25 protein-coding genes are annotated in these 26,133 nt (G+C 63.6%); 12 read left to right on the top strand and 13 right to left on the bottom strand.

The window, feature by feature from the left end; genetic code table 11:
- Window positions 1-276: 276 nt before the first annotated feature.
- Together groL and BAUR9175_RS03225 are read left to right on the top strand one after the other, a co-directional pair.
- Window positions 277-1,914, top strand: a complete 1,638-nt coding sequence (gene groL / locus BAUR9175_RS03230) for a chaperonin GroEL (protein ID WP_101582968.1) — start codon at window positions 277-279, stop codon at window positions 1,912-1,914.
- Window positions 1,915-2,007: 93 nt separating this feature from the next.
- A complete protein-coding gene (locus tag BAUR9175_RS03225; RefSeq protein ID WP_069600858.1) occupies window positions 2,008-2,391 on the top strand; it encodes a hypothetical protein in 384 nt (127 codons plus the stop codon).
- Window positions 2,392-2,446: 55 nt separating this feature from the next.
- Here BAUR9175_RS03225 and BAUR9175_RS03220 read toward each other — a convergent pair whose 3' ends face one another.
- A complete protein-coding gene (locus BAUR9175_RS03220) occupies window positions 2,447-3,223 on the bottom strand; it encodes a DUF1707 SHOCT-like domain-containing protein (RefSeq protein WP_009881877.1) in 777 nt (258 codons plus the stop codon).
- Window positions 3,224-3,275: 52 nt separating this feature from the next.
- On the opposite strand from BAUR9175_RS03220, the gene BAUR9175_RS03215 reads away from it, so the two are divergent.
- The 3 genes from BAUR9175_RS03215 to BAUR9175_RS03205 all read left to right on the top strand — a co-directional run bounded on the left by BAUR9175_RS03215 (window position 3,276) and on the right by BAUR9175_RS03205 (window position 5,233).
- The gene (locus tag BAUR9175_RS03215; RefSeq protein WP_009881878.1) at window positions 3,276-4,025 is read left to right on the top strand and encodes a TSUP family transporter; all 750 of its coding nucleotides are present in this window, start codon (window positions 3,276-3,278) and stop codon (window positions 4,023-4,025) included.
- 174 nt (window positions 4,026-4,199) lie between these two features.
- Window positions 4,200-5,003, top strand: a complete 804-nt coding sequence (locus BAUR9175_RS03210; protein ID WP_240516205.1) for a hypothetical protein — start codon at window positions 4,200-4,202, stop codon at window positions 5,001-5,003.
- Entirely contained in the window at window positions 5,003-5,233 is a 231-nt protein-coding gene (locus BAUR9175_RS03205; protein WP_009881881.1) for an RNA-binding S4 domain-containing protein, read from the top strand. Before BAUR9175_RS03210 ends, BAUR9175_RS03205 begins: the two co-directional genes overlap by 1 nt.
- Before the next feature lie 125 nt (window positions 5,234-5,358).
- Here BAUR9175_RS03205 and pspAB read toward each other — a convergent pair whose 3' ends face one another.
- The 9 genes from pspAB to BAUR9175_RS03150 form a co-directional block, all read right to left on the bottom strand.
- Window positions 5,359-5,958, bottom strand: a complete 600-nt coding sequence (gene pspAB / locus BAUR9175_RS03200) for a PspA-associated protein PspAB (RefSeq protein WP_009881882.1) — start codon at window positions 5,956-5,958, stop codon at window positions 5,359-5,361.
- Between the two features lie 51 nt (window positions 5,959-6,009).
- Window positions 6,010-6,921 carry a zinc metalloprotease HtpX gene (htpX, locus tag BAUR9175_RS03195; RefSeq protein WP_009881883.1) on the bottom strand — a complete coding sequence of 304 codons (912 nt, stop codon included), beginning with the start codon at window positions 6,919-6,921 and terminating at the stop codon, window positions 6,010-6,012.
- 101 nt (window positions 6,922-7,022) lie between these two features.
- On the bottom strand, window positions 7,023-7,307 hold the full coding sequence (gene pspAA / locus BAUR9175_RS03190) for a PspA-associated protein PspAA (RefSeq protein WP_009881884.1): 285 nt from the start codon (window positions 7,305-7,307) through the stop codon (window positions 7,023-7,025).
- The gene (locus tag BAUR9175_RS03185) at window positions 7,304-8,050 is read right to left on the bottom strand and encodes a PspA/IM30 family protein (RefSeq protein ID WP_009881885.1); all 747 of its coding nucleotides are present in this window, start codon (window positions 8,048-8,050) and stop codon (window positions 7,304-7,306) included. The genes pspAA and BAUR9175_RS03185 overlap by 4 nt, the downstream gene beginning before the upstream one ends.
- A gap of 253 nt (window positions 8,051-8,303) precedes the next feature.
- The gene (locus BAUR9175_RS03180) at window positions 8,304-8,591 is read right to left on the bottom strand and encodes a WXG100 family type VII secretion target (protein WP_009881886.1); all 288 of its coding nucleotides are present in this window, start codon (window positions 8,589-8,591) and stop codon (window positions 8,304-8,306) included.
- A gap of 211 nt (window positions 8,592-8,802) precedes the next feature.
- On the bottom strand, window positions 8,803-10,977 hold the full coding sequence (locus BAUR9175_RS19310) for a S1C family serine protease (protein ID WP_180959199.1): 2,175 nt from the start codon (window positions 10,975-10,977) through the stop codon (window positions 8,803-8,805).
- Window positions 10,974-12,842, bottom strand: a complete 1,869-nt coding sequence (locus tag BAUR9175_RS03160) for a sensor histidine kinase (RefSeq protein WP_101582966.1) — start codon at window positions 12,840-12,842, stop codon at window positions 10,974-10,976. Before BAUR9175_RS03160 ends, BAUR9175_RS19310 begins: the two co-directional genes overlap by 4 nt.
- Window positions 12,843-12,872: 30 nt before the next feature.
- Complete coding sequence (locus BAUR9175_RS03155) at window positions 12,873-13,628, bottom strand: response regulator transcription factor (RefSeq protein WP_009881891.1); 756 nt, start codon at window positions 13,626-13,628, stop codon at window positions 12,873-12,875.
- A gap of 267 nt (window positions 13,629-13,895) precedes the next feature.
- A complete protein-coding gene (locus tag BAUR9175_RS03150; protein WP_101582964.1) occupies window positions 13,896-14,483 on the bottom strand; it encodes a CGNR zinc finger domain-containing protein in 588 nt (195 codons plus the stop codon).
- Window positions 14,484-14,711: 228 nt separating this feature from the next.
- Between BAUR9175_RS03150 and BAUR9175_RS03145 the strand changes: the two genes are divergently transcribed.
- Window positions 14,712-15,671, top strand: a complete 960-nt coding sequence (locus tag BAUR9175_RS03145; RefSeq protein WP_035278244.1) for an EamA family transporter — start codon at window positions 14,712-14,714, stop codon at window positions 15,669-15,671.
- Between the two features lie 49 nt (window positions 15,672-15,720).
- On the opposite strand, the gene BAUR9175_RS03140 is transcribed toward BAUR9175_RS03145, so the two are convergent.
- Entirely contained in the window at window positions 15,721-17,355 is a 1,635-nt protein-coding gene (locus BAUR9175_RS03140) for a DNA repair helicase XPB (RefSeq protein ID WP_009881894.1), read from the bottom strand.
- 58 nt (window positions 17,356-17,413) lie between these two features.
- The gene (locus BAUR9175_RS03135; RefSeq protein WP_240513706.1) at window positions 17,414-19,552 is read right to left on the bottom strand and encodes a helicase-associated domain-containing protein; all 2,139 of its coding nucleotides are present in this window, start codon (window positions 19,550-19,552) and stop codon (window positions 17,414-17,416) included.
- Window positions 19,553-19,624: 72 nt separating this feature from the next.
- Here BAUR9175_RS03135 and BAUR9175_RS03130 point away from each other — a divergent pair, with 72 nt between their 5' ends.
- From BAUR9175_RS03130 to BAUR9175_RS03110, 5 genes are all read left to right on the top strand, one after another.
- Window positions 19,625-19,855, top strand: a complete 231-nt coding sequence (locus BAUR9175_RS03130; protein ID WP_009881896.1) for a hypothetical protein — start codon at window positions 19,625-19,627, stop codon at window positions 19,853-19,855.
- 534 nt (window positions 19,856-20,389) lie between these two features.
- Complete coding sequence (locus BAUR9175_RS03125; protein WP_009881897.1) at window positions 20,390-20,770, top strand: cold-shock protein; 381 nt, start codon at window positions 20,390-20,392, stop codon at window positions 20,768-20,770.
- Window positions 20,770-21,732 carry a DUF3027 domain-containing protein gene (locus BAUR9175_RS03120; RefSeq protein WP_101582963.1) on the top strand — a complete coding sequence of 321 codons (963 nt, stop codon included), beginning with the start codon at window positions 20,770-20,772 and terminating at the stop codon, window positions 21,730-21,732. Before BAUR9175_RS03125 ends, BAUR9175_RS03120 begins: the two co-directional genes overlap by 1 nt.
- Before the next feature lie 8 nt (window positions 21,733-21,740).
- Window positions 21,741-23,000 carry an MFS transporter gene (locus BAUR9175_RS03115; protein WP_101582961.1) on the top strand — a complete coding sequence of 420 codons (1,260 nt, stop codon included), beginning with the start codon at window positions 21,741-21,743 and terminating at the stop codon, window positions 22,998-23,000.
- 137 nt (window positions 23,001-23,137) lie between these two features.
- Window positions 23,138-23,635, top strand: coding sequence for a DUF456 domain-containing protein (locus BAUR9175_RS03110; protein ID WP_009881900.1), 498 nt, complete (start codon window positions 23,138-23,140; stop codon window positions 23,633-23,635).
- A gap of 270 nt (window positions 23,636-23,905) precedes the next feature.
- On the opposite strand, the gene serC is transcribed toward BAUR9175_RS03110, so the two are convergent.
- A complete protein-coding gene (gene serC, locus BAUR9175_RS03105) occupies window positions 23,906-25,063 on the bottom strand; it encodes a phosphoserine transaminase (protein ID WP_009881901.1) in 1,158 nt (385 codons plus the stop codon).
- Window positions 25,064-25,202: 139 nt separating this feature from the next.
- On the opposite strand from serC, the gene pdxH reads away from it, so the two are divergent.
- Window positions 25,203-25,874: a pyridoxamine 5'-phosphate oxidase gene (gene pdxH, locus BAUR9175_RS03100; protein ID WP_009881902.1), complete on the top strand. Its 672-nt coding sequence runs from the start codon at window positions 25,203-25,205 to the stop codon at window positions 25,872-25,874.
- The last annotated feature ends 259 nt before the right edge of the window (window positions 25,875-26,133 follow it).

The raw sequence follows: 26,133 nt of genomic DNA, 5'->3' as shown, positions 1-26,133 counted from the left end.
CACGCAGTGGACGGCACTGAAGTTTCGCGCTGGGCCGAACCGCACAATCCCGCGGAATCCACCCGATTCGAAGGCCCCGGGAACGCGCAATATTTGCACTCGCATGGGGAGAGTGCTAAATCTAGTACTGGTGAAAACCACTGGGTTTCTCATCAGTTGTCTCGAGAGCGTGGTCCATATGTGGAATGGAACATGCGGACCCACTCTCTGCCGTCGCGGGCGTTGACGACTGCTCTGGAATCCCACTCCACTCCATCAGGGAGGATCTAAGCCACTATGGCAAAGATGATTGCATTCGACGAAGAAGCTCGTCGGGGACTCGAAGCAGGTCTCAACCAGCTTGCGGACGCGGTCAAGGTAACCCTTGGACCCCGTGGCCGCAATGTCGTGCTCGAAAAGCAGTGGGGCGCTCCCACCATCACCAACGATGGTGTCTCCATTGCCAAGGAGATCGAACTCGAGGATCCCTACGAGAAGATCGGCGCTGAGCTCGTCAAGGAAGTCGCCAAGAAGACTGACGACGTCGCAGGCGACGGCACCACCACAGCTACAGTTCTTGCTCAGGCTCTCGTCCGCGAAGGCCTGCGCAACGTGGCAGCCGGTGCTGACCCACTCAGCCTCAAGCGCGGCATCGAGAAGGCTGTTGAAGCCGTCACCGGTGTGCTGCTTGAGAACGCCATCGACATCGAGACCAAGGAACAGATCGCCGCTACCGCCGGTATCTCCGCTGGAGATCCTGCTATCGGTGAACTGATCGCCGAGGCCATCGACAAGGTCGGCAAGGAAGGCGTCGTCACCGTCGAAGAGTCCAACACATTCGGACTCGAGCTCGAACTGACCGAGGGTATGCGCTTCGACAAGGGCTACATCTCCGGTTACTTCGTGACCGACACAGATCGCCAGGAAGCTGTCCTCGAGGATCCCTACATCCTCATCGTCAACTCCAAGATCTCGAACGTGAAGGATCTGCTGCCCGTCCTTGAGAAGGTTCAGCAGTCCAACAAGCCGCTGTTCATCATCGCTGAAGACGTCGAGGGCGAAGCTCTTGCGGTTCTCGTGTTGAACAAGATCCGTGGCACCTTCAAGTCCGTGGCCGTCAAGGCTCCTGGCTTCGGAGACCGCCGCAAGGCTCAGTTGGCCGACATCGCCATCCTCACCGGTGGTCAGGTCGTGTCCGAGGAAGTCGGGCTCAAGCTCGACAACGTGACCACCGAACTGCTGGGCACCGCCCGCAAGGTTGTCATCACCAAGGACGAGACCACCATCGTCGAAGGTGCCGGAGACGCCGAGGAGATCGCAGGCCGGGTCGCACAGATCCGTGCCGAGATCGAGAACTCGGATTCGGACTACGACCGCGAGAAGCTGCAGGAACGTCTGGCCAAGCTGGCCGGCGGCGTTGCAGTCATCAAGGCCGGAGCCGCGACCGAGGTCGAGCTCAAGGAAACCAAGCACCGCATCGAAGATGCAGTGCGCAACGCCAAGGCTGCTGTGGAAGAGGGAATCGTCGCCGGTGGCGGCGTCTCGCTCATCCAGGCGGGCAAGACTGCCTTCGCCAACCTCGCACTCGAGGGTGACGAAGCAACCGGTGCCAACATCGTCAAGGTTGCCATCGAAGCTCCGCTGAAGCAGATCGCCACCAACGCCGGCCTCGAATCCGGTGTGGTTGCCGATAAGGTCGCCAACCTCGAGCCCGGATTCGGCCTCAACGCCGCAACCGGTGAGTACGAGGACCTGTTGGCCGCTGGCATCAACGACCCGGTCAAGGTGACCCGCTCTGCTCTGCAGAACGCCGCCTCGATCGCCGGTCTGTTCCTGACCACCGAGTCGGTTGTCGCCGACAAGCCTGAGAAGGCTGCACCAGGTGCTGACGCAGCTGCTGCCGGTATGGACGGAATGGGCGGCATGGGCTTCTGATCAGCCCTTCTCGCTCGAAGAGCCGTGCCGGTACCCGAAAGGGTGCCGGCACGGCTCTTTTCGGTTCGAGAGACGTGCCGTAGCCTGGCCGGTATGAACTTCACTGGCACAGAATCGTGTGGAAACAGTCCGAAGAACATGTTCGTGGCCCGGTTCGAGGAGAACCTGTTCAACGGTGACAGGGAAGCCCTCGCCGAGGTGGTCGATGAGGACTGCATCCTCCAGATCGTCGGCAACGGGGGAGTCGCGACCAGCACTGGTCGTGATGAGGTCCTCGCCGCTCTGCTGGGGCTGGCAGCCTCGAATCCCGTGGCCGGTCATCTCGAGGCCGCCATCACCCACGGCAAGGCCGCCGCGGCATGGGGGCAGTGGGAGAAATCGAGCGATGGTGAGGACATCTTGCACTTCTCACACACCTTCTGGTTCCGCACCAACAAGGCCGAGGAATTCGCTCAGATCCGGGTCTTCCAGCCCTGACGGGAGTGCTGTCCTGACGGGTGCGCTGCCCTGCCAGCGGACGTTTGTTTGTGCTTCAGTCCCAGGGGTTTCGGCGTCTGCGGCGACGCTCTTCGCGTCGTCGGCGCATCTCATCATGTGGTGAGTCTCGTCCCGGTGAGAAGGGCGGAGCCAGAGGGTGAGGTGGCTGCAGCCCGTGGCCGAACGTGTCCTCGGGGTCCTCGTCATCGTCACCGTCGTTCCTGCGCTCTTCGAGCTCGCGTTTGGCTTCAGCATCGCCGAGGTGCGCTCTGGCCCGCTTCGTCAGCTCGCGCTTCCGGTTGCGGATGAGGCTCTCCTTGTTGGAGATCTGTGAGATCGCGCCGAAGAGCATCGGCAGGATGATGAAGATCGGCCAGAAGAAGATGAGCCCGCCCGACGCAAATGAGGTGAAGGCCCAGATTGCGAGAGTGATGCCGGCAGGACCGGCGAACATGCCCAATAGTGCGTTCCGGACTCGGTCCCGGTAGTACTTCTGCGCGGCGGCATCGATCTGCTCAGGAGTGATCGGGACACGATCGCCATCCAACCGGGCCAGAGCCTGGGCGCGAGCGGAATCGTCGAGTTCTCCGGGTTCGACCTCGCCCGCCTCGGCGATGATGAGGTCCTGCACGAGCTCGGGCACCTCTCCCAAAGTCTTCAGACGGTTGGCTGCCTCACTGCGTTCATCGAATTCCTCCGCATCGATCTGACCCAGCGCATACGCCTCGGACAGCACATCGGTCACGACAGCGCGATCAGCGTCAGAAGCGCGCACCTGTCGGTAAGCGCGGGGATCAGCGCTGAATCGGGACCACAGGGGCGAGGCATTCATGACTCTTACTGTAACCCCGCCCAGATATGAGCCTTGAACTAGAATTGAGCAAATGGAACCCGTCATTGTGCTCATCCTGTTCGCGGTGTTCCTCGGGGCAGTATCTCAGCGGGTCACGGGTATGGGATTCGGCCTGGTCAGTGGGCCGTTCCTCGTGCTTCTGCTCGACCCGTTCTCCGGTGTCGTGCTCGTCAACATCTGCGGCATCGTCGCCAGCGGCACCGTCTTCGTTCGCACTTTCCGCGAGGTTGAGTGGGGCTCGTTCTGGAAGCTGTCGCTGGGTGCCGTGGTCGGCACGGTCCCGGGCGCTCTCCTGGCTGCGGCTCTTCCGGCCCCACCTCTGCAGATTCTCATCGGACTGCTCATCATCGTCTCCCTCATCAGCTCCATGATCATCGGCCGGATCGGTAAGACGATGCCGGCGAACTTCGGCACCAAATTCACTACCGGATTCCTCTCCGGAACGATGTCGGCCGCTGCCGGGGCAGGCGGGCCGGCCGTCAGTGCCTATGCTGTGCTGACGAGATGGGAACAGCGGAAGTTCGCCGCCACTCTGCAGCCGTTCCTCGTCGTGGGGACCACCTCGGCGGTCATCTTCAAGGCCGTGTTCGATCACGGCTCCTGGCCGCAGTTGGCGGCACCGACCTGGATCGGGATCGCAGCGGTGCTCGTCGCCGGGCTGGTCGGCGGTGACTGGCTGTCGAAGAAGATCGAATCCTCGACTGCGCGAATCGCTATGATCATCCTCGCCCTCGGCGGTGGAACTGCGACCCTCGTCAAAGGTCTCAGCCACCTGGCATGAGTGAGATGGACGCCGCGAGGGATGCCGGTCAAGGACCCAGGATTTGGGCCTGCCAACTGAGCGGATACAAGGTTTCGGCTCAGTCCCTTGTCAGACTCATCCGGCATACTGTGGAGTGACTCGTTTTGCTGGGAGGCATAGATCGTGGGAGCAGTATTCCTGATAATACTCGTGGTGCTCGGCACCATTTTCTTCGTGAGCTACCGCAAGGAAAAGCACCGAAAGAAGGAGCTCGCCGACGCTGAGCTCCGTCAGGTGACGAAGACCGCTGAAGAAGACGTCACGTCCTTCGGCGAGGAAGTCGCCGAACTCGATATCCTCACTGCCGGAGTCGAACTCGACACCGGCGGTTCGCAGGATTACAAACAGGCACTGGATTCCTACGATGTGGCGAAGGAGACGCTCGACAACGTCGACGAGCCCTCTGACATCCGCCATGTCACCGAGGCTCTCGAAGACGGTCGCTACGCCGCCAAGTGCTTGCGGGCCCGCGTTGACGGAAAGCCGCTTCCCGTACGCCGCCCACCATGCTTCTTCAACCCGCAGCACGGCCCCTCGGTCGAGGACATCGACTGGGCACCAGCCGGTGGACAGCTGCGACCAGTTCCCGTCTGTGCAGCCGACGCCGAGCGCGTGGCCGTGGGTGCCGAACCTGCGGTGCGCAAGGTCGTGACCGGTGACGGACACACTCGCCGTGCCTATTGGGAAGCAGGCCCGGCCTACGCCGAATACAACCGTGGATACTTCAACTCCTATGCAGGCTCCGGACTTCTGCCCGGTGTGCTCATGGGGTCGATGATGTTCGGTGGCATGGGCGGCGGTGGCTGGGACGGCAACGTCGGCGGTGACGCGACCGGTGGTGACGCCGGAGGCGGCGATGCTGGCGGAGACGGCGGCGGATTCTTCGGTGGAGGCGACGGCGGCGATGGCGGCGGTCTCTTCGGCGGCGACGGATTCGATCTGGGAGATATCTTCTGATGGAGACGATCGAGATTCGCGGCGATTCGATCAAACTCGGTCAGCTGCTCAAACTCCACGGTGTCGCCGAACACGGCGCGATGGCCAAAGACATGATCGCCGACGGTGAAGTTGTGGTCAACGGTGAGGTCGAAACTCGCCGAGGTGCCACGATCCGTCCCGGAGACACGGTCGAAGCCCTGGGCGAAGTCATCCAGGTCTCAACCGAAGAGGTCACTGCAACCGACTAGGACACAGGGACCAGCGTTTCAGCGGTCTCTGAACTGGTACTGACAAGGCAGAAGGGACGTCCCCGCGGGGACGTCCCTTCTGCCTTGTCTGATTCCTATTGGCTGATCTCGAGGGCGCTCGGGGCTCAGCGCTGTGCGTTCGACTCAGGTGAGTCGTTGAGGCCCGGTGCGTCCCACAGCGCCGACCACCGCGACGTGTCTTCTTCGAACGGGAGTTCGTTGGCCAGCACACCGCGGATCTGAATCTCCAGAGGGTTGTCGCGCTGCTTGGGGCCCGACTGCGCGAACGGATAGAACGTGCCGCGCTTGTACTGGTAGACAAGCGCCAGGCGGCGCCCATCCGGGTTGGCGAAGTAGACGGTTGAGCACAACAGCATCGTGTCGAAGCCCTGGCTGACCAGAGCCGAGTTCACGGCGTGCAGATTGGTCACGAGGTTGACCACCTCGGCGTCGGTGTCGGAGACGACCTGCCAGGTGTAGCCGAAACCGTCGTTGCGCTGTGACACGTTCGCGGCCGGGTCGGAGCTGATGAGGGCGATGCTCTCGGACTCAGCGGTCTGAAATGCCGCACCCTCGACCTGTCGGAACGCCACGGCCCCGACGCCGGTGGGTTTGAAGCCGGTCGCGGCTTCGAGCGTCAGAGCGGCGGGAGGAAGTGCGAAGAGGTCGTCGAGGTTGGCCCGCTTCGGTTTGGAACGGCCCAACAGCGCGTCGAAGAAACCCATGAAACTCCTAGTGGATGTCGGTCGGTGCGGTTGAGGTCAGCACAGTGATCGTCACTGCTGCTGTGAGAGCTGCCCGGAGATCTTTGCGAGCTGTTCCAGGCGCTTGTCGAGGGAAGGGTGAGTGGAGAAGAGCTGCGTGACGGCGGCCTTGCCGCTGGCAGCGGGAATGAGCGCCAAGTGATTGGCGGAAGAGGAAGCCCGCAGATCCTTCTCGGGGATCTTGCTCATATCTCCGCTGAGCTTGGTCAGTGCAGAGGCCAAGGTCGAGGGCGCACCGGTGAGGATCGCGGCTGCTCTGTCTGCGGCCAGTTCGCGGTAACGCGAGAGGCTGCGGATGAGGAGGAATGAGAGGCCGTAGACGACGGCTCCGACAAGGACGAACAGCAGCTGGACGGGAACGCCGCCGTTGTTGTTGTTCGAGCGACCGAAGCTCATGTAGTAGCCGGCGCGCATCATCAGCGCGGCCACGACACCGGTGACTCCCGCGACGGTCATGACGGTGACATCGCGGTGGGCGACGTGGGAGAGTTCGTGAGCGAGGACGACCTCGACCTCATCACGGTCGAGTTTTTCGAGCAGGCCGCGTGTCACACACACAACCGAGCGCTCCGGCGAACGGCCGGTGGCGAAAGCATTGGGAATGGCTGAGTTCGACACCGCGACGCGCGGTTTGGTCGAATCGGCGAGCTGACAGAGCCGGTCGACCATGGTGTGCAGCTCTGGGGCCTCCTCTGGGGAGACCTCCCGTGCACCCATCGCCTTCATCGCGATCTTGTCGGAGAAATACCACTGGAAGAAGAACGCGCCGGCGCTGATGAGGACCGCAATGATCACGCCACCGGTGCTGCCGCCGAGCATCCACCAGATGGCGAGGATGAGGATCACATAGATGAGTCCATTGAGGAATATCGTCCACCCCATGCGCATGGTGAGTCCGTTGTCCTTGACGAAGCGATTCTTCATCGTGGGTCCTCTCTGGGTAAGTCAGCTCCGGCCCACAACCTCGGGTGAAGGCAGCGGGCCGGAGTCAGCGATATCAAACTATGTGGATCGAGCAGTGCGGATCAGGTCGGATCCGGGATGAAGCCTTCACCGGTGAGGAGCTCCGTGATCTCCTGCAAGGTCGCATCAACGAACGGTACGACGGCCTCGCTCGAACCCAAATAGTCATCGGAGACGGGCTTGCCGTGACCGACGACGTAGTCGTGGAGGGACTGCAGAGCGTTCTTGGCGGCTTCTTCATTGCCGACGTTGACGGCGTCTTCGACCTGGTTGTCATACTTCTGCAACAGGTCCTGGTCGACGTCTGCGACGTCGTACTGGCCCTCGCCCATGATGCGGATGATCATTGCTTGTCCTCGCCTTCAAGCGACTGCTGCTGCTTGTTCGACGAAGCCGGCAGGGACTCACGCATCCGGTTGAGCTCCATCTCGACGTCGTTCTCGCTCGAGAGCGCATCGAGCTGCGAGCTGATGTCGTCCTTCGAGGAACCGGTGACATCTTCGAGGGCACCCGAAGCGATCAGTTCATCGACGGCACCGGCACGTGCCTGGAGCGAAGCGGTCTTGTCCTCGGCACGCTGCACGGCGAGTCCGACGTCGCCGAGTTCTTCGGAAATGCCCGAGAAGGCTTCGCCGATCTTCGACTGTGCCTCTGCCGCGTTGTACGTGGCCTTGATCGTTTCCTTCCGTGTGCGGAAGGCATCGACCTTGGCCTGCAGCCGCTGTGATGCCAGAGTCAGCTTCTGCTCTTCGCCCTGCAGCCCTTCGTGCTGTCCCTGCAGATCGGTGATCTGCTGGTCCAGGCCCGACTTCCGGGTCAGGGCCTCACGTGCGAGGTCCTCGCGGCCGACCTCCATGGCTTTCTGGGCCTGACCGCTGAGCTTGGTCTGCTGCTGTTCGAGCTGGGTCATCTGCAGTTCGAGGCGCTTGCGGCTGGTGGCGACATCGGCAACACCGCGGCGTACCTTCTGCAGCAGCTCAAGCTGCTTCTGATATGAATAATCGAGGGTTTCATTGGGGTTCTCGGCTTTGTCCAGTGCCTTGTTGGCCTTGGCGCCAAAGATCGCCGCGATCCTTTGGAAGATGCTCATCCGTAGTCGACTCCTGCATTGGTCTTGACCCGACGCTGCAGACCGATCGTCTCCGAACCTGGAGAAACCCGTCCAGCACCGCCGCGAACTATCGCTATCAGCCTACTAACAAAGGCTGACAATTTGCCAGACGCGGACAGAGAACTCTAACAGACGATCCGGGTGGGATTCGGCAGTCACAGTGTGCCTGTGACTCGAGCCGCCGACGGGTGCCGGTGACCTGTGCCGCCGGCTGATGTCGATGACTCGACGCTTACGGAGCGAAGAGCCGAGAATTCGCTGCCTCCACCTCCGAGTACTGCGCAGCTGCGGTGTTCAGGGCTCCGTGGATCGAGGTCAACGATTCGAGCAGCTGCTTCTGTGCGCCTTCCCACTCATTGATGACCGTCTGAAAATTCTGTGCCGCACTACCCTTCCAACACTCCTGCAAGGCCAAAAGATTCCTCAGCATCGTGTTTGATTCCGCGACAAGGGTGCGGGAGGTGCCTGCTGTGGCGGTGGCAGCGGACGATACGCGCTCGGCATCGACTTCGAAACTCATGACTTCTCCTAACGATGGGACACCGGAGCTCGGGACGAAGCGCCGGGATAGGCACTTAAGCATCGCGGTTGCCCTGCGCAGGCAGAAGCCCAGAGAAAGAGGGTGTGGATAGCGCTTGGCTGTCCACACCCTCAACGCACCCGAGTGAGATCGTCATCCACAGCGTTCTGCACTCAAGTCCGACGGATTCTCTACTGCGGGATCAATGTCATCACTTCAGGACCAATGTCGTCTTCAGCGTCTGTTCCTGACCGCCGCGCACGACCGTGAAGTCGACGGGGGTGTTCGTCGGCTGCGCACGGACGAGTGCACGCAGAGCGATGGCATTGTTGACCTTGGTTCCGCCCACGGCCACGATGTCATCGCCGTCCTTGAAACCCGCCTTGTCTGCCGGTGACCCGGACTGCACAGACTGCACTTTCGCGCTGCCCTGGGTAGCTCCGCCGCTGTTGATCTGTCCGTCCGTCAGCGTGATCCCGAGGAACGGATGCAGTGCCTTGCCGCTGGAGATGAGCTGGTCGGCAATCATCACGGCCTGCGAGGAGGGGATGGCGAACCCGATGCCGATCGATCCTGACTGGCCTCCTTCGCCGGCTTGGCTCAGCGAAGCCGCAGCGGAATTCACACCGATGAAGTTGCCATCACCGTCGACCAGCGGACCGCCGGAGTTGCCGGGGTTGATCGCCGCATCCGTCTGGATGGCGTTCGTGATCGTCATCTCCTTCTCCTGCGAGGTCGCGTCCTCGCCGATGTTCTCCGTAGAGACCGGCCGGTCGAGGGCCGAGACGATGCCGGTGGTGACCGAATCCGCAAGACCCAGCGGATTGCCCAGTGCCATCACCGGATCTCCGACCTTCATCTTCTTCGAGTCACCGACGGGGAGTGGACCTGCGTCCTTGGGAACTTGGTCGAGTTTGATGACGGCGATATCCGTCGAGGGATCGCGGCCGACGATCTCTGCTTTCACCGTCCCCCCGTTCTTCATCGTCACAGCGATCTCGCCGGAGGGTGTGTCGGCAGGAGCCACCACGTGGTTGTTCGTGATGACGTGACCCTGGTCATCGTAGATCGAGCCTGAGCCCAGTCCCTGCACCTGTCCACTTGTGCCGACCTGGATCGAGACGACACTCTGGGAAGTGTCCTTGGCGACCTCGGTCCAATCCGGGGTTTCGATGGTCTGATCAGCGACCTTGCGTGAGTCCTCGCCGCCGAGAGCGTTGACGGCGTAGCTACCGCCGAAGGCTGCACCTCCGCCCAGAAGCGCTGCGACCGCGGCGATCGCGATGGTGGCGATCCAGCCCGGTCCTCGCTTCTCTCGCCGAGGTGGTGCTTCGACTCCGTACGGTCCTGGACCGTAAGGACGGCCTGGACCACCGGGTCCATTGGGGCCACCGGGTCCGTTGGGTCCGTTGGGGTCGCCGGGGGCTCCTTGGCCGCCGGGGCCGGAGTAGAAGCCTGCGGAACCGGTCTGGGGGTAGCCGCCGTGATTCTGCTGGCTGCCCATGTGACCGTAGGCGGCTGCGCCCGCGGCACCCGCACCCGCACCCGCTGCGGCTCCGGCACCGGCTCCCACCGCAGCTGTACCTGCGCCTGGGCCAGACCCTGTCCCGGGCTGCCCGGCTCCCTGCGCATACGGCGTGCCGTAGGGATTCGTGGCAGTGGAGGAATTGGGGTCAGCCTGTGATGCGCCGTGGGTTGTATCGGTTCCGGGATAGGGATAGCCGGAGTGACCGCCGACGCCGTTGTCTGGGCCGCGATCATAACGCTGGGTGCTGCCGTAGCGCTGAGTGTCACCATAGGGCTGGGTGCCGTCGTACGACTGGTTCGCACCAGCGCCGGGACCCTGTGGAGGCTGGCCCTGCTGTCCCGACTGACTCTGCTGGCCTGGCTGCCCCTGAGGATTCTGATAACCCTGTTGGCCTTGATAGCCAGCTGCCCCTGATTGGGTGGGAATTCCGGATTGCGCGGTGTGGTCGGTCGACGCGTTCACAGGGGGTTGAGCACGAGTCGGCTGCACCTGGGAGGGATCCGACTCTTGGCTGCGCCTCGGGTCCTGGCCTTGCCACGGAGCCTGACGTTGTCTGGGATCCTGACCCTGCCACGGTGTCTGGCCCTGCTCAGAACTGTTCGAACGGGACGATGGCGCGACCGGAGGACTGACCCGCGCAGGACCACTCGAGCCAGTCGTGTTGTTCGGGAAGGTACGGGGGACCTCGGCAGAACGGCGGGACTTGTCTGCAGGGCTTTGGGATCCTGCTGCCGAGCTGCGGGGGTTGTCTGAGGATTCGCGTGAGCCATCGGTGGGGAACGTACGGTGATCCTGATCCCCGTGCCGGCCCCTGTAGTCGGAGTTGTTGCCCTGATTGTTAGGGTCGTTGCTGCTCATCGCTCGTCCTTTCGTGCGTCCGGAGCGCTGTCTTCAGTTTCTGAGATGGGCAGATCGATGCGGAACGTTGCACCGCCGCCCGGGGTCTGGTGCACTGATATCGCACCGTGGTGGTTCTCTACGATCGCCTTGACGATGGACAGCCCGAGACCCGACCCGCCGGTATCGCGAGTCCTGGACACGTCGAGGCGGTAGAACCTCTCGAAGATCCGGGGTACAACCTCGGGGTCGATTCCATCGCCGTGATCGCGAACTTCGATCCTGACTCGTCCGTTGGGGAATCCGCGCAGCGAATCGTCGACCGTGATCGACCCGGCCGCTGTCATATCCGGCACGATTCCTGCAGGCGCCTGGGCGTCGTTCTGATCGTTGCCGTTCGAGTCGCCTCGGCGGAAGATGCGTACGCCGCCGGTGACGAATCCGCGCTCGCGGGACTTGTCCTTGGCCGCAGCCTTGTTCGCCCCGGTCTTGTTGGCACCGGTCTTGGACTCGGTGTCCTGACCGTTCGACGCCTCTGCTGACTCCGCGCTCGCCTCGGCGCGGCCGCCGACGACGCCGACGGCGAACTCGATGGCGGTGTGCTCGGGGGTGTGGCGGACAGCGTTGCCGGCGAGGTTGACGACGACCTGGCGGATCTTCGATTCCGAGCCCCTGATCATCGGCACCGGCTGGGCGTCTTCCCCATCGAGTCCGATGAAGCTGATGTCACGGTCGGGGGCCTGAGCGGCTGCGTCGGCGGCGGCGTCGCGGGCGATCCGGTGGAGGTCGACTGGACCGATCTCAGCGGGTCGCTGCTCATCGAGACGGGCCAGCACTACGAGGTCGTCGACCAGGACGCCCATACGTTTGGCCTCAGACTCCATCCGCTCCATGGCATTTCCGATGTCATCGGATTTCGTGATCGCGCCCTGCCGGTAGAGCTCGGCATAGCCGCGGATCGTGACCAGTGGTGTGCGCAGTTCGTGCGAGGCATCGGAGACGAACTGGCGGATGCGCTTCTCCGACCGCGTCTGTCCGTCGAAGGAGTCCTCGATTCGCCCCAACATCGTGTTCAGTGCGCCCGACAGACGACCGAGTTCGGTGTTGCGGGGGAATGTCGGCACCCTCTGACTCAGGTCACCGGCGGCGATCCGTGAGGCGGTCGTCTCGATGTCGCGCAGCGGCCGGAAGGTGTTGTTGATCGCCCAGTATCCGACTCCTGCCACCATGGCCAGCGCCAGCAGTCCGATGCCGATCATCGTATTGCGAGCACGCTCATTGATGTTGTCGATCTCGCGGTCGAAGGGCACAGCGATCGAAACGAGCACGTCCGTGTTCTGAACTTTCATCGCCCGAGCGCGCCACTGCGAGGTGGTCCCGGGGACGGTGAATGGCTCTCCGCCCTGCGCATAGACCTTCGACTCGTTGATCTTCGGCAGAACCGGGCTGTTACCAGGCTCCGGAGCCACAGGATCGCTGAGCGGCTTGCCGTCCGTGTCATAGAACTGGACGTAGAAGCCACCAGGCATCAGAGTCTTGAGCTCGTCCCAGGAACTCGAATCGATGGTGGTGGGAGTCTCGGTGGAGGAATCCGACCCGTCGCTGCCGTCCGAGTCCGCTGACTCGTTCTTGTCCGACGACGAAGACGACTGCAGCTGGGCAGGCTGGAACACATCCTGGTAGGCCTGCTTGGCAAGCGTCTCCGAAGCATTGATGAGTCTCTCATCCGTGCGTTCGACGAGACTGTATCGAAGGTTCTCGAGTACCCAGGCGCTCGTTCCGGAGAGAACGAGCAGCATGAGCAGCATCATGATGGCCAGCAGCTTGGTGGTCAGCGACCATTCTTCCCAGAAGCCGGGTCGGGTGGGACGGGATTCTTTTGCCACGTAAGTAATCTAGCGCCTGAGCTTGTCCGACTACTTGGATTCCGGTGTGCGCAGCATGTAACCCACACCGCGCTTGGTCTGGATCATCGGCGTCCATTCCATCTCGACAGGGTGTCCGGCGGCGTCAGTCTCCGGTGTGACATCGATCTTGCGACGCAGGTAGGAGATGTAGGACTCGACGATTCCGGTGTCGCCGCCGAAGTCGTATTCCCAGACATGGTCGAGGATCTGGGACTTCGAGAGCACACGGTTGGTGTTGAGCATGAGGTAACGCAGCAGTTTGAACTCGGTGGGGGAGAGATCGATGAGGATTCCCGAGCGACGCACCTCGTGGGTGTCGTCATCGAGTTCGAGATCGCCGGCCATGATGACGGCGTTCTCTTCGTCCTCGAGGCTGCGGGTCCGACGCAGCACGGCGCGGATGCGGGCGACGACCTCTTCGAGGCTGAAGGGCTTCGTGACGTAGTCATCGCCGCCGACGGTCAGGCCGGTGATCTTGTCCGAGGTGTCATCACGGGCGGTGAGGAACACGACCGGAGCGTTCATGCCGATCTGGCGGAGGCGACGCGTGACGGTGAAGCCGTCCATGTCCGGCAGCATCACGTCGAGGACGAGGAGATCGGGGTTGGTCTGCTCGGCCAGACGAAGAGCTTCGGCGCCGTTGGCAGCCGAGACGACGTCGAATCCTGCGAAGCGCAGGCTGGTCGAGAGGAGTTCGCGGATATTGGGCTCATCGTCGACAACGAGGAGTGTGGCTTCGATGTCGGTATCGTTTGCTGTAGTCATGCATCCAGTCTGAAGCTCAATTCTGAGAGTGGCTTGACAGTTCCCTGAATGCGAATGTGACGTGAGTCACTAAAAAACTCTCAGAAAAGTCCCGTGGGGACCGAAGTGCCGCATGCGTTCACAGGAACGCCACCACAAATTGAGGGTTATATGTGCTCGCGCACGTCTATTGCACAGAAATGTCGATGCGTGCTCGCTGGCCATCGCCGAGGCGGGGCTCCGGCTGTCGTATTAGGACTCCGGTCGTTGTTCCAGGGGGCTGATCTCTCAGGAGTCTGCCTGCCGGGCGCGGAATGCGGCCACGTGCGTGCGGTTCGCGCAGTTGCCGGTATCGCAGAAGCGCTTCGAGCGGTTGCGGCTGAAGTCGGCCAGGTAGGCGTCGCAGTCCTCGGCGGCGCAGCGGCCGAGACGGTCGAGGTCTCCGCTGCGGATGAGGTCGATGAGGACGAGTGCGACGTCGGCGGCGACGCGATCGGCCAGGCTCGCCGACTCGCCCACCCCGTGCAGGTGCCAGTCCCATTCCCCGTGCTTGACGAGCAGGGGCAGTGCATTGGCCTCGCGGAGTGTGAGATTGACCTCATTGACGACGCTCTCTTCGCCCGCCGCGACCTCGGCAGGTGTCACAGCGTCGAGGCTCGCGTCGAGCGCAAGAGCGAATCTCTCCCGCAGGCGACGCGTCTCATCGACATCGGATTTCGTGGCCCGAATGGGGCCCGAGAAGTCGTGCCGGGCCGCGAATCGGCGGAGTCCGGCGGTTGTCGTCAGCTCGTCTCCGTCCTCGGCGAGTGCTCCGGAGGTATTGAGGAGGTCGACGAGCATCGTGAGATTCGAGCGAATGTCATAGGCAAAAGGCATGGTGGGCACATTCTGCCACAGCGATGTAAGGACCAAAATGCACTTGACTCATTTCACGGGCGTGTTCAATACTGGATTCAGGCGGCAGACCAACGTCAGAGTCCTCCGGGACTGGGCCCCACCTCGGCGAGGGTGCCGGCATGTGCCCCACTCCCACCGCACTCGGATCACATTTCCACCAGCGCGTCCATCATCGTTTCAGCAGTCATGCACTTCAGGAGGTCAAGAATGAGTCGTACCGTCGTCATGGGGTTTCTCCTCACGCTTGCCTCGGCATTCTTCTTCGCGGTCTCGGGACCGATCGCGAAGACGATGTATGAGATCGGGTGGACCCCGGGCTCGGTCGTGCTCATCCGACTGGCCGGATCGGCCGTTCTGCTGCTCGTGCCCAGCATCATTGCCCTGCGCGGACGCTGGGACGAGGTGCGCAGGCATTGGAAGACTGTGCTCACCTACGGCCTCGTGTCGATGGCCGGTGTCCAGGGCTTCTACTTCGTCGCCGTCGAGCATCTCACCGTGGCGGTGGCGCTGCTGCTCGAGATGACCGCACCGATGCTCATCGTCTTCTGGATCTGGGCGCGGACGCGGACTCGTCCGGCGACGGTGACCTTCATCGGTGTGGTGGTCTCGATGATCGGGCTCGTCCTCATCCTCAATCTCCGTAACTCCGATATCAGCATCTTCGGTGTCGTCATGGCTCTTGCAGCTGCGGTCTGCCTGGCCAGCTACTTCCTCGTCTCGGCGAAGGACTCCATCAACGTCCCACCGGTTGCACTGACCGGGTTGGGCATGGGCGTCGGGGCCCTGGCGATGTCGCTCATCGTCTTCACGGGAGTCATGCCGGCCGGTGCGGTCGCTGCCGATGTCGATTTCGGCGGCTACAAAGTTTCGTGGATCCTGCCTATGGCGATGATCGTCGTCTTCACCGTCGGCGCCTACATCACCGGCATCCTCGGCCTGCGCTACATCGGTGCCACGGTCGGCTCCTTCGTCAACCTCATCGAGGTGCCCTTCTCCGTCATCGTCGCCTGGCTGATCCTGTTCGAGATGCCCGCACCCATCCAGCTCTTCGGCGGTGTCTTCATCGTCGCCGGCGTCGGGTTCATCAAATGGGGCGAGGCGCGTCTGGCCCGCCGGGTCGCTTCCCGCGAGGTCGTCGTCACGTCCGAGGAGCTCGTCTCGGTCTGAGCCGCAGCAACCTGGCGCTCAGGTGCTGAGCCACGTGGCGCAGGCTGACTCAGCGGACCTCGATGTCGTAGCTGTAGCCCTGCTCGGTGAGGAAGCGACGACGCTGGGCGGCGAAGTGCTCGTCGACGGTGTCGGCGGCGACGACGGTGTAAAACGTCGCGGATCCGGAGTCTTCCTTCGGCCGCAGAATCCGCCCCAGGCGCTGGGCCTCCTCCTGCCGGGAGCCGAAGGCACCTGAGACCTGGATCGCCACGGAGGCCGCCGGCAGGTCGACGGAGAAGTTCGCGACCTTCGACACCACGAGAACCGGGATCGCGCCGGACCGGAAGTCGCGGAAGAGCTCCTGGCGCTGCGATTCCGGCGTCTGACCGGTCAGCACAGGAGCGTCGAGTTCGCGCCCGACCTCTTCGAGCTGATCGAGGTACTGGCCGATGACGAGGATCTGCGCCTTCGGGTGGTCGGCGACGAGCTCACGCACGATCGGCAGCTTCGCATCCGACGTCGCAGCCAGCCGGTACCGATCCTCACCATCGGCACGGGCATAGGCGGTGCGGGTTCCTCCGTCTAGGCGGACCCGGACTTCGTGGCAGGAGGCGGTGGCGATGTAGCCCATGCGCTCGAGTTCCTTCCACGGCACCTCGTACTGCTTGGGCCCGATGAGGGAGAACACCTCGTCCTCACGTCCGTCCTCACGGACCAGAGTGGCCGTAAGCCCGAGCCGCCGCCTGGCCTGCAGGCTCGCGGTCAGACGGAAGATCGGTGCCGGCAGCAGGTGGACCTCGTCATAGATGACCAGACCCCAATCCTTGGCATCAAGGAGCTCGAGATGCAGGTAGGAGCCTTTGCGGCGCGTGGTCAGCACCTGATAGGTAGCGATGGTGATCGGCCGGATCTCCTTCGTCGACCCCGAGTACTCACCGACCTCGTCCTCGGTCAGCGAGGTGCGCGCGAGGATTTCGTCCTTCCACTGCCGAGCGGCCACGGAGTTCGTCACGAGGATCAGCGTCGTCGTCTGCACCCGCGACATCGTGGCCACTCCGACGATGGTCTTGCCAGCACCGCAGGGCAGAACGACGACGCCGGACTCGCCGCTGAGGGAATGGTCGATCGCTTCCTTCTGATAGTCACGCAGGTGCCACTGCCCGCCATGGGCGTCATCGGACAAAGCGATCTCGTGGGCCTCACCGTCGACGTAGCCGGCATGGTCGGAGACCGGATGGCCCAGCTGCAGCAGCGCATGTTTGAGCTCTCCGCGTTCCGACGGGTGGACGAGGACGGATTCGGCGTCGAGGGTTTTGCCGAACTTGCCCACCAGGTCCGGCTGGGTGATGAGCGAGGCGAGCAGATCCGTGTCTGCCGAGGTCAGGGTCAGTCCGTGGATCGGATTGTCGACGAGGGTGAGCACGCCGAAGCGGTCCATGATGTCGACGATGTCGACGAGCAGCTCATGAGGCACCGGGTACTTCGCGAACTCGAGGAGGACGTCGACGACGGACTCCGCGTCATGGCCGCTGGCCCGGGCGTTCCACAGCCCCAGCGGGGTGATCGTGTACGTGTGGATGTATTCCGGGGTCCGCGACAGCTGCGCGAAGGGTGCGATCGCCACAGCCGCCTCGACGGCCAGGGGATGCCCCGACTCCAACAGCACAGTCCGGTCGGACTGCACGATCAACGGACCGTTCATATGTGTTCCTGCTTCTTCCCACGCCGAGGTGACTTCCGAGGGCACAACGCATGTGTCCTCAGGATTGTTCCTCCGCACCATCGGATTGAGCACCGGCCACATCGACACTGACGATGCGCGCGATCGACAGGGACGCCTCGGCGCCGGTGGTCTTGACCGTGCCCCGCACGCGGCCGCCGTTGACGGTGGCAGGGAGCATCTCGATGACGCGTTCCTTCCCGTGGGAGTCGGCGAGCGTGATCGTGACCTGCTGGCCCGCACTGGCGGCTTCCCGGAGACGATCCATGTGTCCCAGGGGTTCGTCGGTGCTTCTCACCGGGGCCGCGCGGGCCCCGGGGGAGCGGAGGATGCGGATGTAGTCGTCGAGGTGGTTATCTGTGACCCGGGCACGCTTGCGCAGATGCACCTCCGGCTCGGCCTGCGTGATGACCCTGCGTTTGCGCACCGGACCCGAGGGCGAGTGCAGCATGGCGTGGTGCTCGGCGGACTCTAAGAGATGCATGGTGCGTTCGGGGCCCAGCTGCCCGATCGCCACGGTCGGGGCCAATCGTTCCAGACCGGCCGGCAGCATGGCCTGGTCGGAGAGGATGACGTCGAGGTCGACGGGGTCATCGACGACGAGGACGGCGCGGGCACCTGCGACCTGGACCCGGCGCAGCTTCGACGCCGTGTTCTCGACGAGGAAGTTCAGGGTCGAGGGCAGAGCCTCGGCACTGATCTCTGCGAGTTGGGCCAGGGCATCCTCGGCATTGATGCCGGTCTGCATGCTCGCCTCGATCGTGTCGGCGTCGATGCGGTACACGGTGCCCTGCCCACGTGCCTCGACGACGGCGAACTTACGCAGAATATGGTGGACCCTGGGTTCGATGGGCCCGGTCGCCACGGCGGTGAGATCGGACTGGATGAGGACGGTGTCGACCTCGTCGACGAGCCCGCCCCGAACCTCGTCGACGACATCGCCGGGCACCTCGAGACTCTCGAGGCTGAAGTTCACAGGGGCGATCGAAGGATCCTGCGCAGCCTGGGCACGCATCGCCGAAGCCAGGCCTGCGGCGAGGAGGACGCCGAACCTGCTGGGGCCGAAATGCTCAGAGTTCTGCAGCGGCGTCGTCGCCAGACCGAAGGCGCCGGCGGTGTGCAGGATCGCCTCCGTCATTGCGAAGTCATGGGCGGGAATGAGCGGTCGCCTGGCCAGGACCTGCGCGTGGATCCACTGCGCCGAGCGCGAGGATCCCTGCCCGATGTCGTGGAGTATCTCCAGGATGGTGAAGCGCAGCAGCGGCATCGTCGGCTGCGACTGGCTGAACCCCTTGAACAGGGACTTCTTCGGCGAGGCGAGGACGGTGAGGCGTTCGTTGGCGCTGGCCCCTGCCGCCAGTTGGGTGACATCGAGAGGTTCACGCAGCCAGGAGGACACCAGTGCTGCCCACAGCTGCGCCCTGTCTCCTTCGAGGACATCGGCGGCGTCATCGCTGGCCGTCCACTGCGGATCCAGCGGGTCATCGAGGACGCCGATGAGGTTGAGCGATTTCGCCGCGAGCAGCAGGGTGATCGTCTGTTCGAGTCCCAGATCGATGGTCTTCCCGATCCGCGTGACATCGCGTTTGGAGATTCCGCCGCTGGTCAGACGGGAGATGGGGGAGCTGGCCAACTCATCGACGAGCCCGCGCAGGGAGGAGATGACCTCTGCCACGGCGGCTCGTTCGCTGTTGTGGATGAGCGACGTGGGGATGGTCTCGGTGCTCGAATCGAGCTCGGCCGATCCCGCCTGCCACGGAAGTGCCCGAGCGGATTCGGCCGCCGAGGTGGGCAGGAGTGTGATGGCCTCGGACTGGATCCGCCAGGTGGACTTCGGCGACGATGCCGTCTCGCTGGGGGCGGCCGAGGGCCAGGCCAGGCCCAGGTCGCGCAGTCGGGGGAGGACAACCTCGGCGAGGGCATCGTCGATATGACGATTCTCACCCACGTTGATGTCCGTGGTGGTGCGTGCGGCCTTGGCCAGGTCGATGAAGACGTCGAGCTCGGTGGCGCTGAGGGCTTCGATGCCCCGGGAGACGCCGATGCGCGAGGACGCGGCCGCGGCCAGCGAGGGAATCGTCGGGGACTCTGGTTGGAGGAGATCGCGACGGGTCCGGACGAGGGACTCGAAGTCGGTATCGGCACTGTGGGACAGCCACTGGCTGAAGGTCATTGACATCGCTGTTCAGTTTAGCGTGAGGGGTACAATAGGTGGGCAGAACAGGTTCGCAGATCTCGGAAAGGACGAGCATTGTCAGCCAAGCGTGTCGACTCGACCATCGTCGTCGTGGCCGTTGCCGCCGCCATTGTCGGAGCGGTCGCGCTGCTCGGCGTACTGGGGCAGGCCTGGATGGGCTACGCCCCCTCGCACCTGCTGACATACCTGCCGATGATCCTCCTCCCGATCGCCTTCGCCTTGGTCGCTGTGGCCCTGGTCAGAGCGGCACTGAGACGCAGACAGACCGAGGTGGGCCAGAGCTGAAACTCGGCCGCGGGCGCAGCCGACGGCACACGCACATCCGCTGAGGCAAACGCCTGAGACGGGGTGGCCGTTGAGTCAGCGTCGGGCACTTTCCCACCATGACGGCACCCACGCCGAGGTTGGCCGCAGTCAGCGTTCGTGTCCCGGGCGAATCGAGTGGCCACGGCCGGAATCTCGCACAGTATCGTGACGTTGAACCACTGAGATGGCACGCACGAGGACGGGCGCGGAGCAGGTTCCGGAGCTTGACCCGGATCGGATGCCGGATCGCGTCAGTGCAGGAGCGGTCGCAGACGGCGACGCGGACTCTGGGTCAGATGCAGGTCTTGGCGCGGTCACTGGTACAGGCGCCGATACAGGCGTCGGCACAGACGCAGACTTAGCCACAGACGCAGACGCAGACGCAGACTTAGCCACAGACACGGTCGAGCGAGGCCGCCGCACCACTGAGCATCACCGAATACGAGCTTGACCAGTACGAACAGCAACACCGACGAGCAACACCAACGACGAGCAGCAACAGGAAAGGACACCATGCCAACCGGACGCGTGAAATGGTTCGACGTCGACAAGGGCTTCGGCTTCGTCATCGCCGAGGACGGCTCCCAGGCCTTCCTCCACTCCTCGGTCCTGCCCGAGGACGCCGAGGTCACCAAGGGCACCCGCCTCGACTACGATGTGGTCGATTCCCGCCGCGGAGCCCAGGTGCTTAAGGCCAGACTGCTGTCGGGCCCGACCAAGGTTGCGAAGGTCCGCCGACGTCCGGCCGAAGACATGGCGGTTATGGTTGAAGATGTCATCAAAGTACTCGATGACCTCAACAACGGACTGCAGCACGGCCGCTACCCGGATCCTTCCCACGGGAACAAGGTAGCCTCGCTGCTGCGGGCAATTGCCGACGATTTGGAGTCCTGATGTCATCACTCTTCAGTGATTGGATGGCCGGCCAGAGTGCCGAGCCGACGAACGACCCTGCGCCCACAGAGGCGACGTCGGTTGCTGAAACGACGGCCCAGGCTGAGGCGTCTGCGGCAGCTGAGGCACCTGCTTCGGCTGACTCGCCGGTTCAGGCTGACTCGTCGGCGCCGGTGAAGCCGGCCAAGGCCCCGCGTGCGACGTCTGAGAAGGTCGTCCTCGACACCCAGCTGGCTGCGGCGATCGACACCGCTCGTTCCGCCATCACCGAGGTGGCCGGCAGCTCCGTGGTCGGAGATCACCTGGGGACACTGGCCGAGGGCACTCGCCTGGTCACCCATTACTTCGCATGCACCGACCCGACCTACCGTGGTTGGCGCTGGATCGCAGTGCTCGCTCGTGCGCCCCGGGCCAAGAAAGTCACGGTCTGCGAGACCGCACTGCTGCCCGGTCCTGACTCACTCGTCGCACCGGAATGGGTCCCCTGGGAACAGCGGCTCGAACCCGACGATCTGACTCCTCGTGACACACTGCCGAAGGTTGAAGACGATCCGAACCTCCAGCAGGGGTTCGAGCAGGTCGAAGAGACCTCTGACGGCAATCTGGATGAGATTCCGAATTTTGAGTTCGGGCTCGGCCGTCGTCGGGTCCTCTCAACCGAGGGCATCTCCTCGGCGGCCACCAGGTGGGCCGAGTCGGAGACCGGCGCGGAGTCTGAGTTCGCGGCGAAGGCCTCGGCGCACTGCTCCAGCTGCGGTTACCTGATGCCGTTGGCGGGATCGCTGCGGCAGAAGTTCGGCGTCTGCGCCAACGGCTGGTCCCCGGCCGACGGCAAGGTCGTCGCACTCGACTTCGGGTGCGGAGCCCATTCTGAGACCGACGTCAGCAAACAGAGCACAGAGCCTGCCGAGGCCGTTGTCGATGACTACTCCGTCGGCGAACTCGAGTTCCAGGAGGGCTGACACACTCGATGGCCCACACGTTCCGGTCACTGGCAGAACCGAACTACCGACATTGGTTCGCCGGTGCCCTGATCTCGAACACCGGAACGTGGATGCAGAGGACGGCCCAGGACTGGATCGTCCTCACCTACCTGACGAACAACAATGCCTCGGCCCTGGGCATCACCATGGCGCTGCAGATGGGCCCACAGCTCATCATGTTCCCCTTCGCGGGAGCGATCGCCGACAGGTTCTCCAAGCGCAGACTGCTCATGGTCACCCAGACACTGTTGGGGGCCGTGGGCCTGTTGCTGTTCGTGCTCGTCATCACCGACGCCATCGAACTCTGGCACGTCTACCTGACGGCTCTGGCCCTGGGCATCCTGGCCACCCTCGACAACCCCGCCAGGCAGGCCTTCGTCTCCGAACTCGTCGGTGAGAAGCTGCTCCCCAATGCGGTGAGCCTTAACTCCGCATCATTCAACGGTGCCCGCATGATCGGTCCCGCGGTCGCCGGTGTCCTCACCGCGGTCATCGGTGCCGGGCCGGTGTTCCTCATCAGCGGGCTCGGGTTCGCCGCGACCCTGACGGTGCTCATCCGGCTGGATCAGACCCGACTTCACCCATCGAGTCGCCGGGGCACGGGTGGGATCCTGGGCGGATTCAAATACCTGCGCCAACGTCCCGATGTGACGATCGTGCTCGTCGTGCTCTTCATCGTTGCGACCTTCGGGTTCAACTTCAACATCTACACCGCCACGATGGCCCGAATCGAGTTCGGCAAGGACGCCTCCGGCTTCGGTCTGCTCAACTCCGTCATGGCGATCGGATCGGTGACAGGGGCGCTGGCCTCGGCGAAGCGGGAGAAGCCGAGGCTGCGCTTTATCTTCGGTGCCGCAGGCGGCTTCGGTCTCGCAGTCGGGACAGCGTCCCTGATCCCCAACTACTACGTCTTCGCAGCCTCACTTGTGCTGGTCGGCTTCGCATCGCTGACGATGATGACCTCGGCCAACGCCTATGTGCAGACGACGACCCCACCGCACTATCGCGGTCGGGTCATGGCGATCTATGCCGCCGTCGTCATGGGCGGCACCCCCATCGGTGCGCCGCTGGCAGGGTGGGTCGCCGACCTGTACGGACCACGGATGGCGATGGTCGTTGGGGCCGCCTCGGGGATCATCGCCTTCGCAGTCGGGCTGGTGTGGATGATCGTGGCGAAGAACCTGCGGCTGCACTACGACCCCAAATCACGCATCCGTCTCCACGTGAGCTATCACGGACGGCCATGAGAGTCGGGCCGGACGCTCATGAAGGTCGGGCCGGACCCTCGTGAGGGGCAGGTCGGCAGGCGTCTGCCATCCTGAGTGCTGCGCAGAACTTGGTCCCTTAATATGAAAAACCCTATGAGCAACAGATCGGACACACAGTGAACGCGGACATTCTCACCTCGGTGCTGGTCGGATTGGCGATCCTCGTCGGCTGCCTCGGCATCATCTTGCCCGTGCTGCCGGGTTCCATCCTTATCGCGATCGCCGTGCTGGTGTGGGCCATCGTCATCGGTGGGCCGATGGCCTGGATCATCTTCGCCATCGTCGCTGTCTTCGTCGCCGCCGGTATGAGCGCCTCCCTGGTGCTCACGGGCAGGAAACTCAAGGCGATGAAGGTCCCCAACAAGTCCGTGCTGCTGGCAGGTCTCCTCGGCATCATCGGATTCTTCGTGATCCCCGTCGTCGGTCTGCCGATCGGCTTCATCGCCGGCCTCTACCTCGCCGAATACCTGCGGCTCAAAGAGGCGAAAGAGGCCCGGGACTCCAGCTGGGAATCACTCAAGGCGATCGGCATCGGCACCGCCCTCGAATTCCTGCTTGCGCTGCTGGCAGCCATCACCTTCGGCATCGGAAACCTCATCCACTTCCTCGGCTGAGGAGCGGGGGACGGGGGCCTCGTGCGGGTTCTTTCCACCGCATCACGCACCGGTCGTCGCACGTCCTCCCGTGAGCTGCTTCGCCTACAGATAGTTCAGCACCCCGCCCTCGCAGCTCTAAAACGCCTCGTTGCAACGGGGTGTTGAGACACTGCGGGTGCGGGGTGCTGAAAGCTATTGCCGGGAACGGCACCTAACCATTGGGCGCCGAAGCAGCTGGCGCCGAACCACTTGGTGCTCACCTAGCTGGCGCCTAAGCCGCCCGAGGTATCAGGCCAGGGCGTCGATGACGAAGTCGATGCTGGCCAACAGCGCCTTGACGTCCTCGGGATCGACGGAGACGAAGGTCGCGATGCGCAGCTGGTTGCGGCCCAGCTTGCGATAGGGCTCGACGTCGACGATGCCGTTGTTGCGCAGCACCGAGGCGACGAGGGCCGCATCGACCGAATCGTCGAAGTCGATGGTTGTCACGACCGACGAGCGATCCTCAGGGTTCTCCACGAAGGGATGAGCCACCTCGGCGGCATCGGCCCAGTCGTAGACGAAACCGGAGGTCTCACGGGTGCGAGCGGTGGCCCACTCGAGGCCGCCGTTGCCGTTGATCCAATCGATCTGCTCAGCCAGGAGCACCAGGGTCGTCACAGCAGGAGTGTTGTAGGTCTGGTCCTTGCGCGAGTTCTCGATCGCGGTCACGAGATCCAGCGATGCGGGAATCCACCGCCCCGAGTCCTTGATCTCCTGGGCACGGGCGATGGCCTTCGGCGACATGATCGCCACCCACAGGCCGCCGTCGGAGCCCATGTTCTTCTGCGGCGCGAAGTAGTAGACGTCGGTCGCGGTGATGTCGACGGGCAGACCGCCGGCACCCGAGGTGGCGTCGATGACGACAAGCGAATCCTCGTCGATGCCCTCGGGACGCGTGATCGTGGTGGCCACACCGGTCGAGGTCTCGTTGTGCGGCCAAGCATAGACGTCGGCCGTGACATCGGAATTGCCTGTCGCCTCGGCGAGGGCAGCAGGGGAGGGGACGGCGGAGGTGCCGGGCTCGGCCTTGAGGATGAGGGAATCCTGCAGATGCGGGGCCTCGTCAGTGGCCTTGGCGAACTTCTGACCGAATTCGCCGAAGGTCGCGTGGGCGGCGCGTTCGCGCACCAGCCCGAAGGCGGCGACGTCCCAGAAGGCGGTGGAGCCGCCGTTGCCCAGGACAACCTCGTAGCCGGAGGGCAGGTTGAAGAGTTCGGCCAGGCCGGTGCGGATGCGCCCGACCAGGTTCTTCACGGGTGCCTGGCGGTGGCTGGTGCCCAGCACATCGGCGGCGGCAGAATTCAGCGCCTCGATCTGGGCTTTGCGGATGCGGGCCGGACCGGCGCCGAAGCGTCCGTCGGCGGGCAGGAGTTCGTCTGGGATCTCTATATTCGTGGCAGTCACGCACGACAGTCTACGACGCACCTACCTGTGCCCGATGGCCGGCACCGTCATCTTGAGTCATGTCGGCCTCGGCGAGTCGGCATCGCCATGTCTGTATCTGCGCGAGCGTTGTGTCACTGGGTCGCCGTAGAGTGAAGGTATGAGTGAGCCAGTCGACCGATTGCCGCAGACGCGGAAGTCCTACGAGTCACCGACCTTCGACCATCCCCAGGTCTCGCCGCTGGAGCTGTTCAGACAGTGGTACGACGAGGCCGCCGGCCACGTGCGGGAACCGAACGCGATGACGGTCTCGACCCTCGACGAGTGGGGTCCTTCCTCGCGGATCGTCCTGCTCAAGGGCATCGACGAAACCGGTTTCATGTTCTTCACCGACTATGACTCTGCCAAGGGCCGGCAGCTGCGCGCCGATCCCAGGGTGGCCGTGAACTTCCCCTGGCAGGATATGGAACGGCAGGTCAGGATCAGGGGCCTCGCCGAGGTGGCCGCCCCCGAGGACTCCGACGCCTACTTCGCCGTGCGCCCCCGCGGATCACAGATCGCAGCCTCCGTCTCGAAGCAGTCCCAGCCGGTCAGCGGTCGGGAGCAGATGCAGGCAGAATACGATGCCGCCCTGGCGGAGTATGAGGACAAGGACGTGCCCCGACCAGAGCACTGGGGCGGGTTCAGGGTCCGTGTCTTCGAGATCGAGTTCTGGCAGGGGCAGAAGAACCGGTTCCATGACAGGTGGGTCTTCCGCCGTGCCGACGGCAGCCACGAACCTGCAGATCTCTCCCGGGCGGAAGAGTGGAGTCCGGTTCGCCTCTACCCCTGATCCGGGCTCCGTCTCGAGTGGGGTCTTAACCGGGGTCTTGCTGAAATATTCGTCGTGCCGCCAGCGTTATCCGGAAGACAGGGTGACTACGACAGGCGAGGCCGGCGGCAATGCACTGAATGAGGGCCTCGGATCACACGAGCCGGTGGACTTCAACTCTGCTTGAAGGCACGTGATCATGTGTACGCGGGATAGGATTGAGGCTGAGAACGCCTGAAATGGTCGAATGGGCCTGAAGACGAAGAGTGGAGTGGCTGGT

The sequence above is a fragment of the Brevibacterium aurantiacum genome (assembly GCF_900169065.1).
Lineage (GTDB): Bacteria > Actinomycetota > Actinomycetes > Actinomycetales > Brevibacteriaceae > Brevibacterium > Brevibacterium aurantiacum.
This window is presented reverse-complemented; position numbering and strand designations above follow the sequence as displayed.

Bases quoted from the DNA above. Each gene is read 5' to 3' on its own strand.
- BAUR9175_RS03150 (WP_101582964.1), bottom strand. From the start codon at position 14,483: ATGCCTTTTGCCTATGACATTCGCTCGAATCTCACGATGCTCGTCGAC.
- BAUR9175_RS03180 (WP_009881886.1), bottom strand. From the start codon at position 8,591: ATGAGTTTCGAAGTCGATGCCGAGCGCGTATCGTCCGCTGCCACCGCC.
- BAUR9175_RS03225 (WP_069600858.1), top strand. From the start codon at position 2,008: ATGAACTTCACTGGCACAGAATCGTGTGGAAACAGTCCGAAGAACATG.
- htpX (WP_009881883.1), bottom strand. From the start codon at position 6,921: ATGAAGAATCGCTTCGTCAAGGACAACGGACTCACCATGCGCATGGGG.
- BAUR9175_RS03215 (WP_009881878.1), top strand. From the start codon at position 3,276: ATGGAACCCGTCATTGTGCTCATCCTGTTCGCGGTGTTCCTCGGGGCA.
- pspAB (WP_009881882.1), bottom strand. From the start codon at position 5,958: ATGGGTTTCTTCGACGCGCTGTTGGGCCGTTCCAAACCGAAGCGGGCC.
- BAUR9175_RS03145 (WP_035278244.1), top strand. From the start codon at position 14,712: ATGAGTCGTACCGTCGTCATGGGGTTTCTCCTCACGCTTGCCTCGGCA.
- BAUR9175_RS03155 (WP_009881891.1), bottom strand. From the start codon at position 13,628: ATGACTACAGCAAACGATACCGACATCGAAGCCACACTCCTCGTTGTC.
- BAUR9175_RS03115 (WP_101582961.1), top strand. From the start codon at position 21,741: ATGGCCCACACGTTCCGGTCACTGGCAGAACCGAACTACCGACATTGG.
- pspAA (WP_009881884.1), bottom strand. From the start codon at position 7,307: ATGATCATCCGCATCATGGGCGAGGGCCAGTACGACGTCGCAGACGTC.
- BAUR9175_RS03120 (WP_101582963.1), top strand. From the start codon at position 20,770: ATGTCATCACTCTTCAGTGATTGGATGGCCGGCCAGAGTGCCGAGCCG.
- BAUR9175_RS03205 (WP_009881881.1), top strand. From the start codon at position 5,003: ATGGAGACGATCGAGATTCGCGGCGATTCGATCAAACTCGGTCAGCTG.
- BAUR9175_RS03220 (WP_009881877.1), bottom strand. From the start codon at position 3,223: ATGAATGCCTCGCCCCTGTGGTCCCGATTCAGCGCTGATCCCCGCGCT.
- BAUR9175_RS03125 (WP_009881897.1), top strand. From the start codon at position 20,390: ATGCCAACCGGACGCGTGAAATGGTTCGACGTCGACAAGGGCTTCGGC.
- groL (WP_101582968.1), top strand. From the start codon at position 277: ATGGCAAAGATGATTGCATTCGACGAAGAAGCTCGTCGGGGACTCGAA.
- BAUR9175_RS19310 (WP_180959199.1), bottom strand. From the start codon at position 10,977: ATGAGCAGCAACGACCCTAACAATCAGGGCAACAACTCCGACTACAGG.
- BAUR9175_RS03135 (WP_240513706.1), bottom strand. From the start codon at position 19,552: ATGTCAATGACCTTCAGCCAGTGGCTGTCCCACAGTGCCGATACCGAC.
- BAUR9175_RS03185 (WP_009881885.1), bottom strand. From the start codon at position 8,050: ATGAGCATCTTCCAAAGGATCGCGGCGATCTTTGGCGCCAAGGCCAAC.
- BAUR9175_RS03140 (WP_009881894.1), bottom strand. From the start codon at position 17,355: ATGAACGGTCCGTTGATCGTGCAGTCCGACCGGACTGTGCTGTTGGAG.
- pdxH (WP_009881902.1), top strand. From the start codon at position 25,203: ATGAGTGAGCCAGTCGACCGATTGCCGCAGACGCGGAAGTCCTACGAG.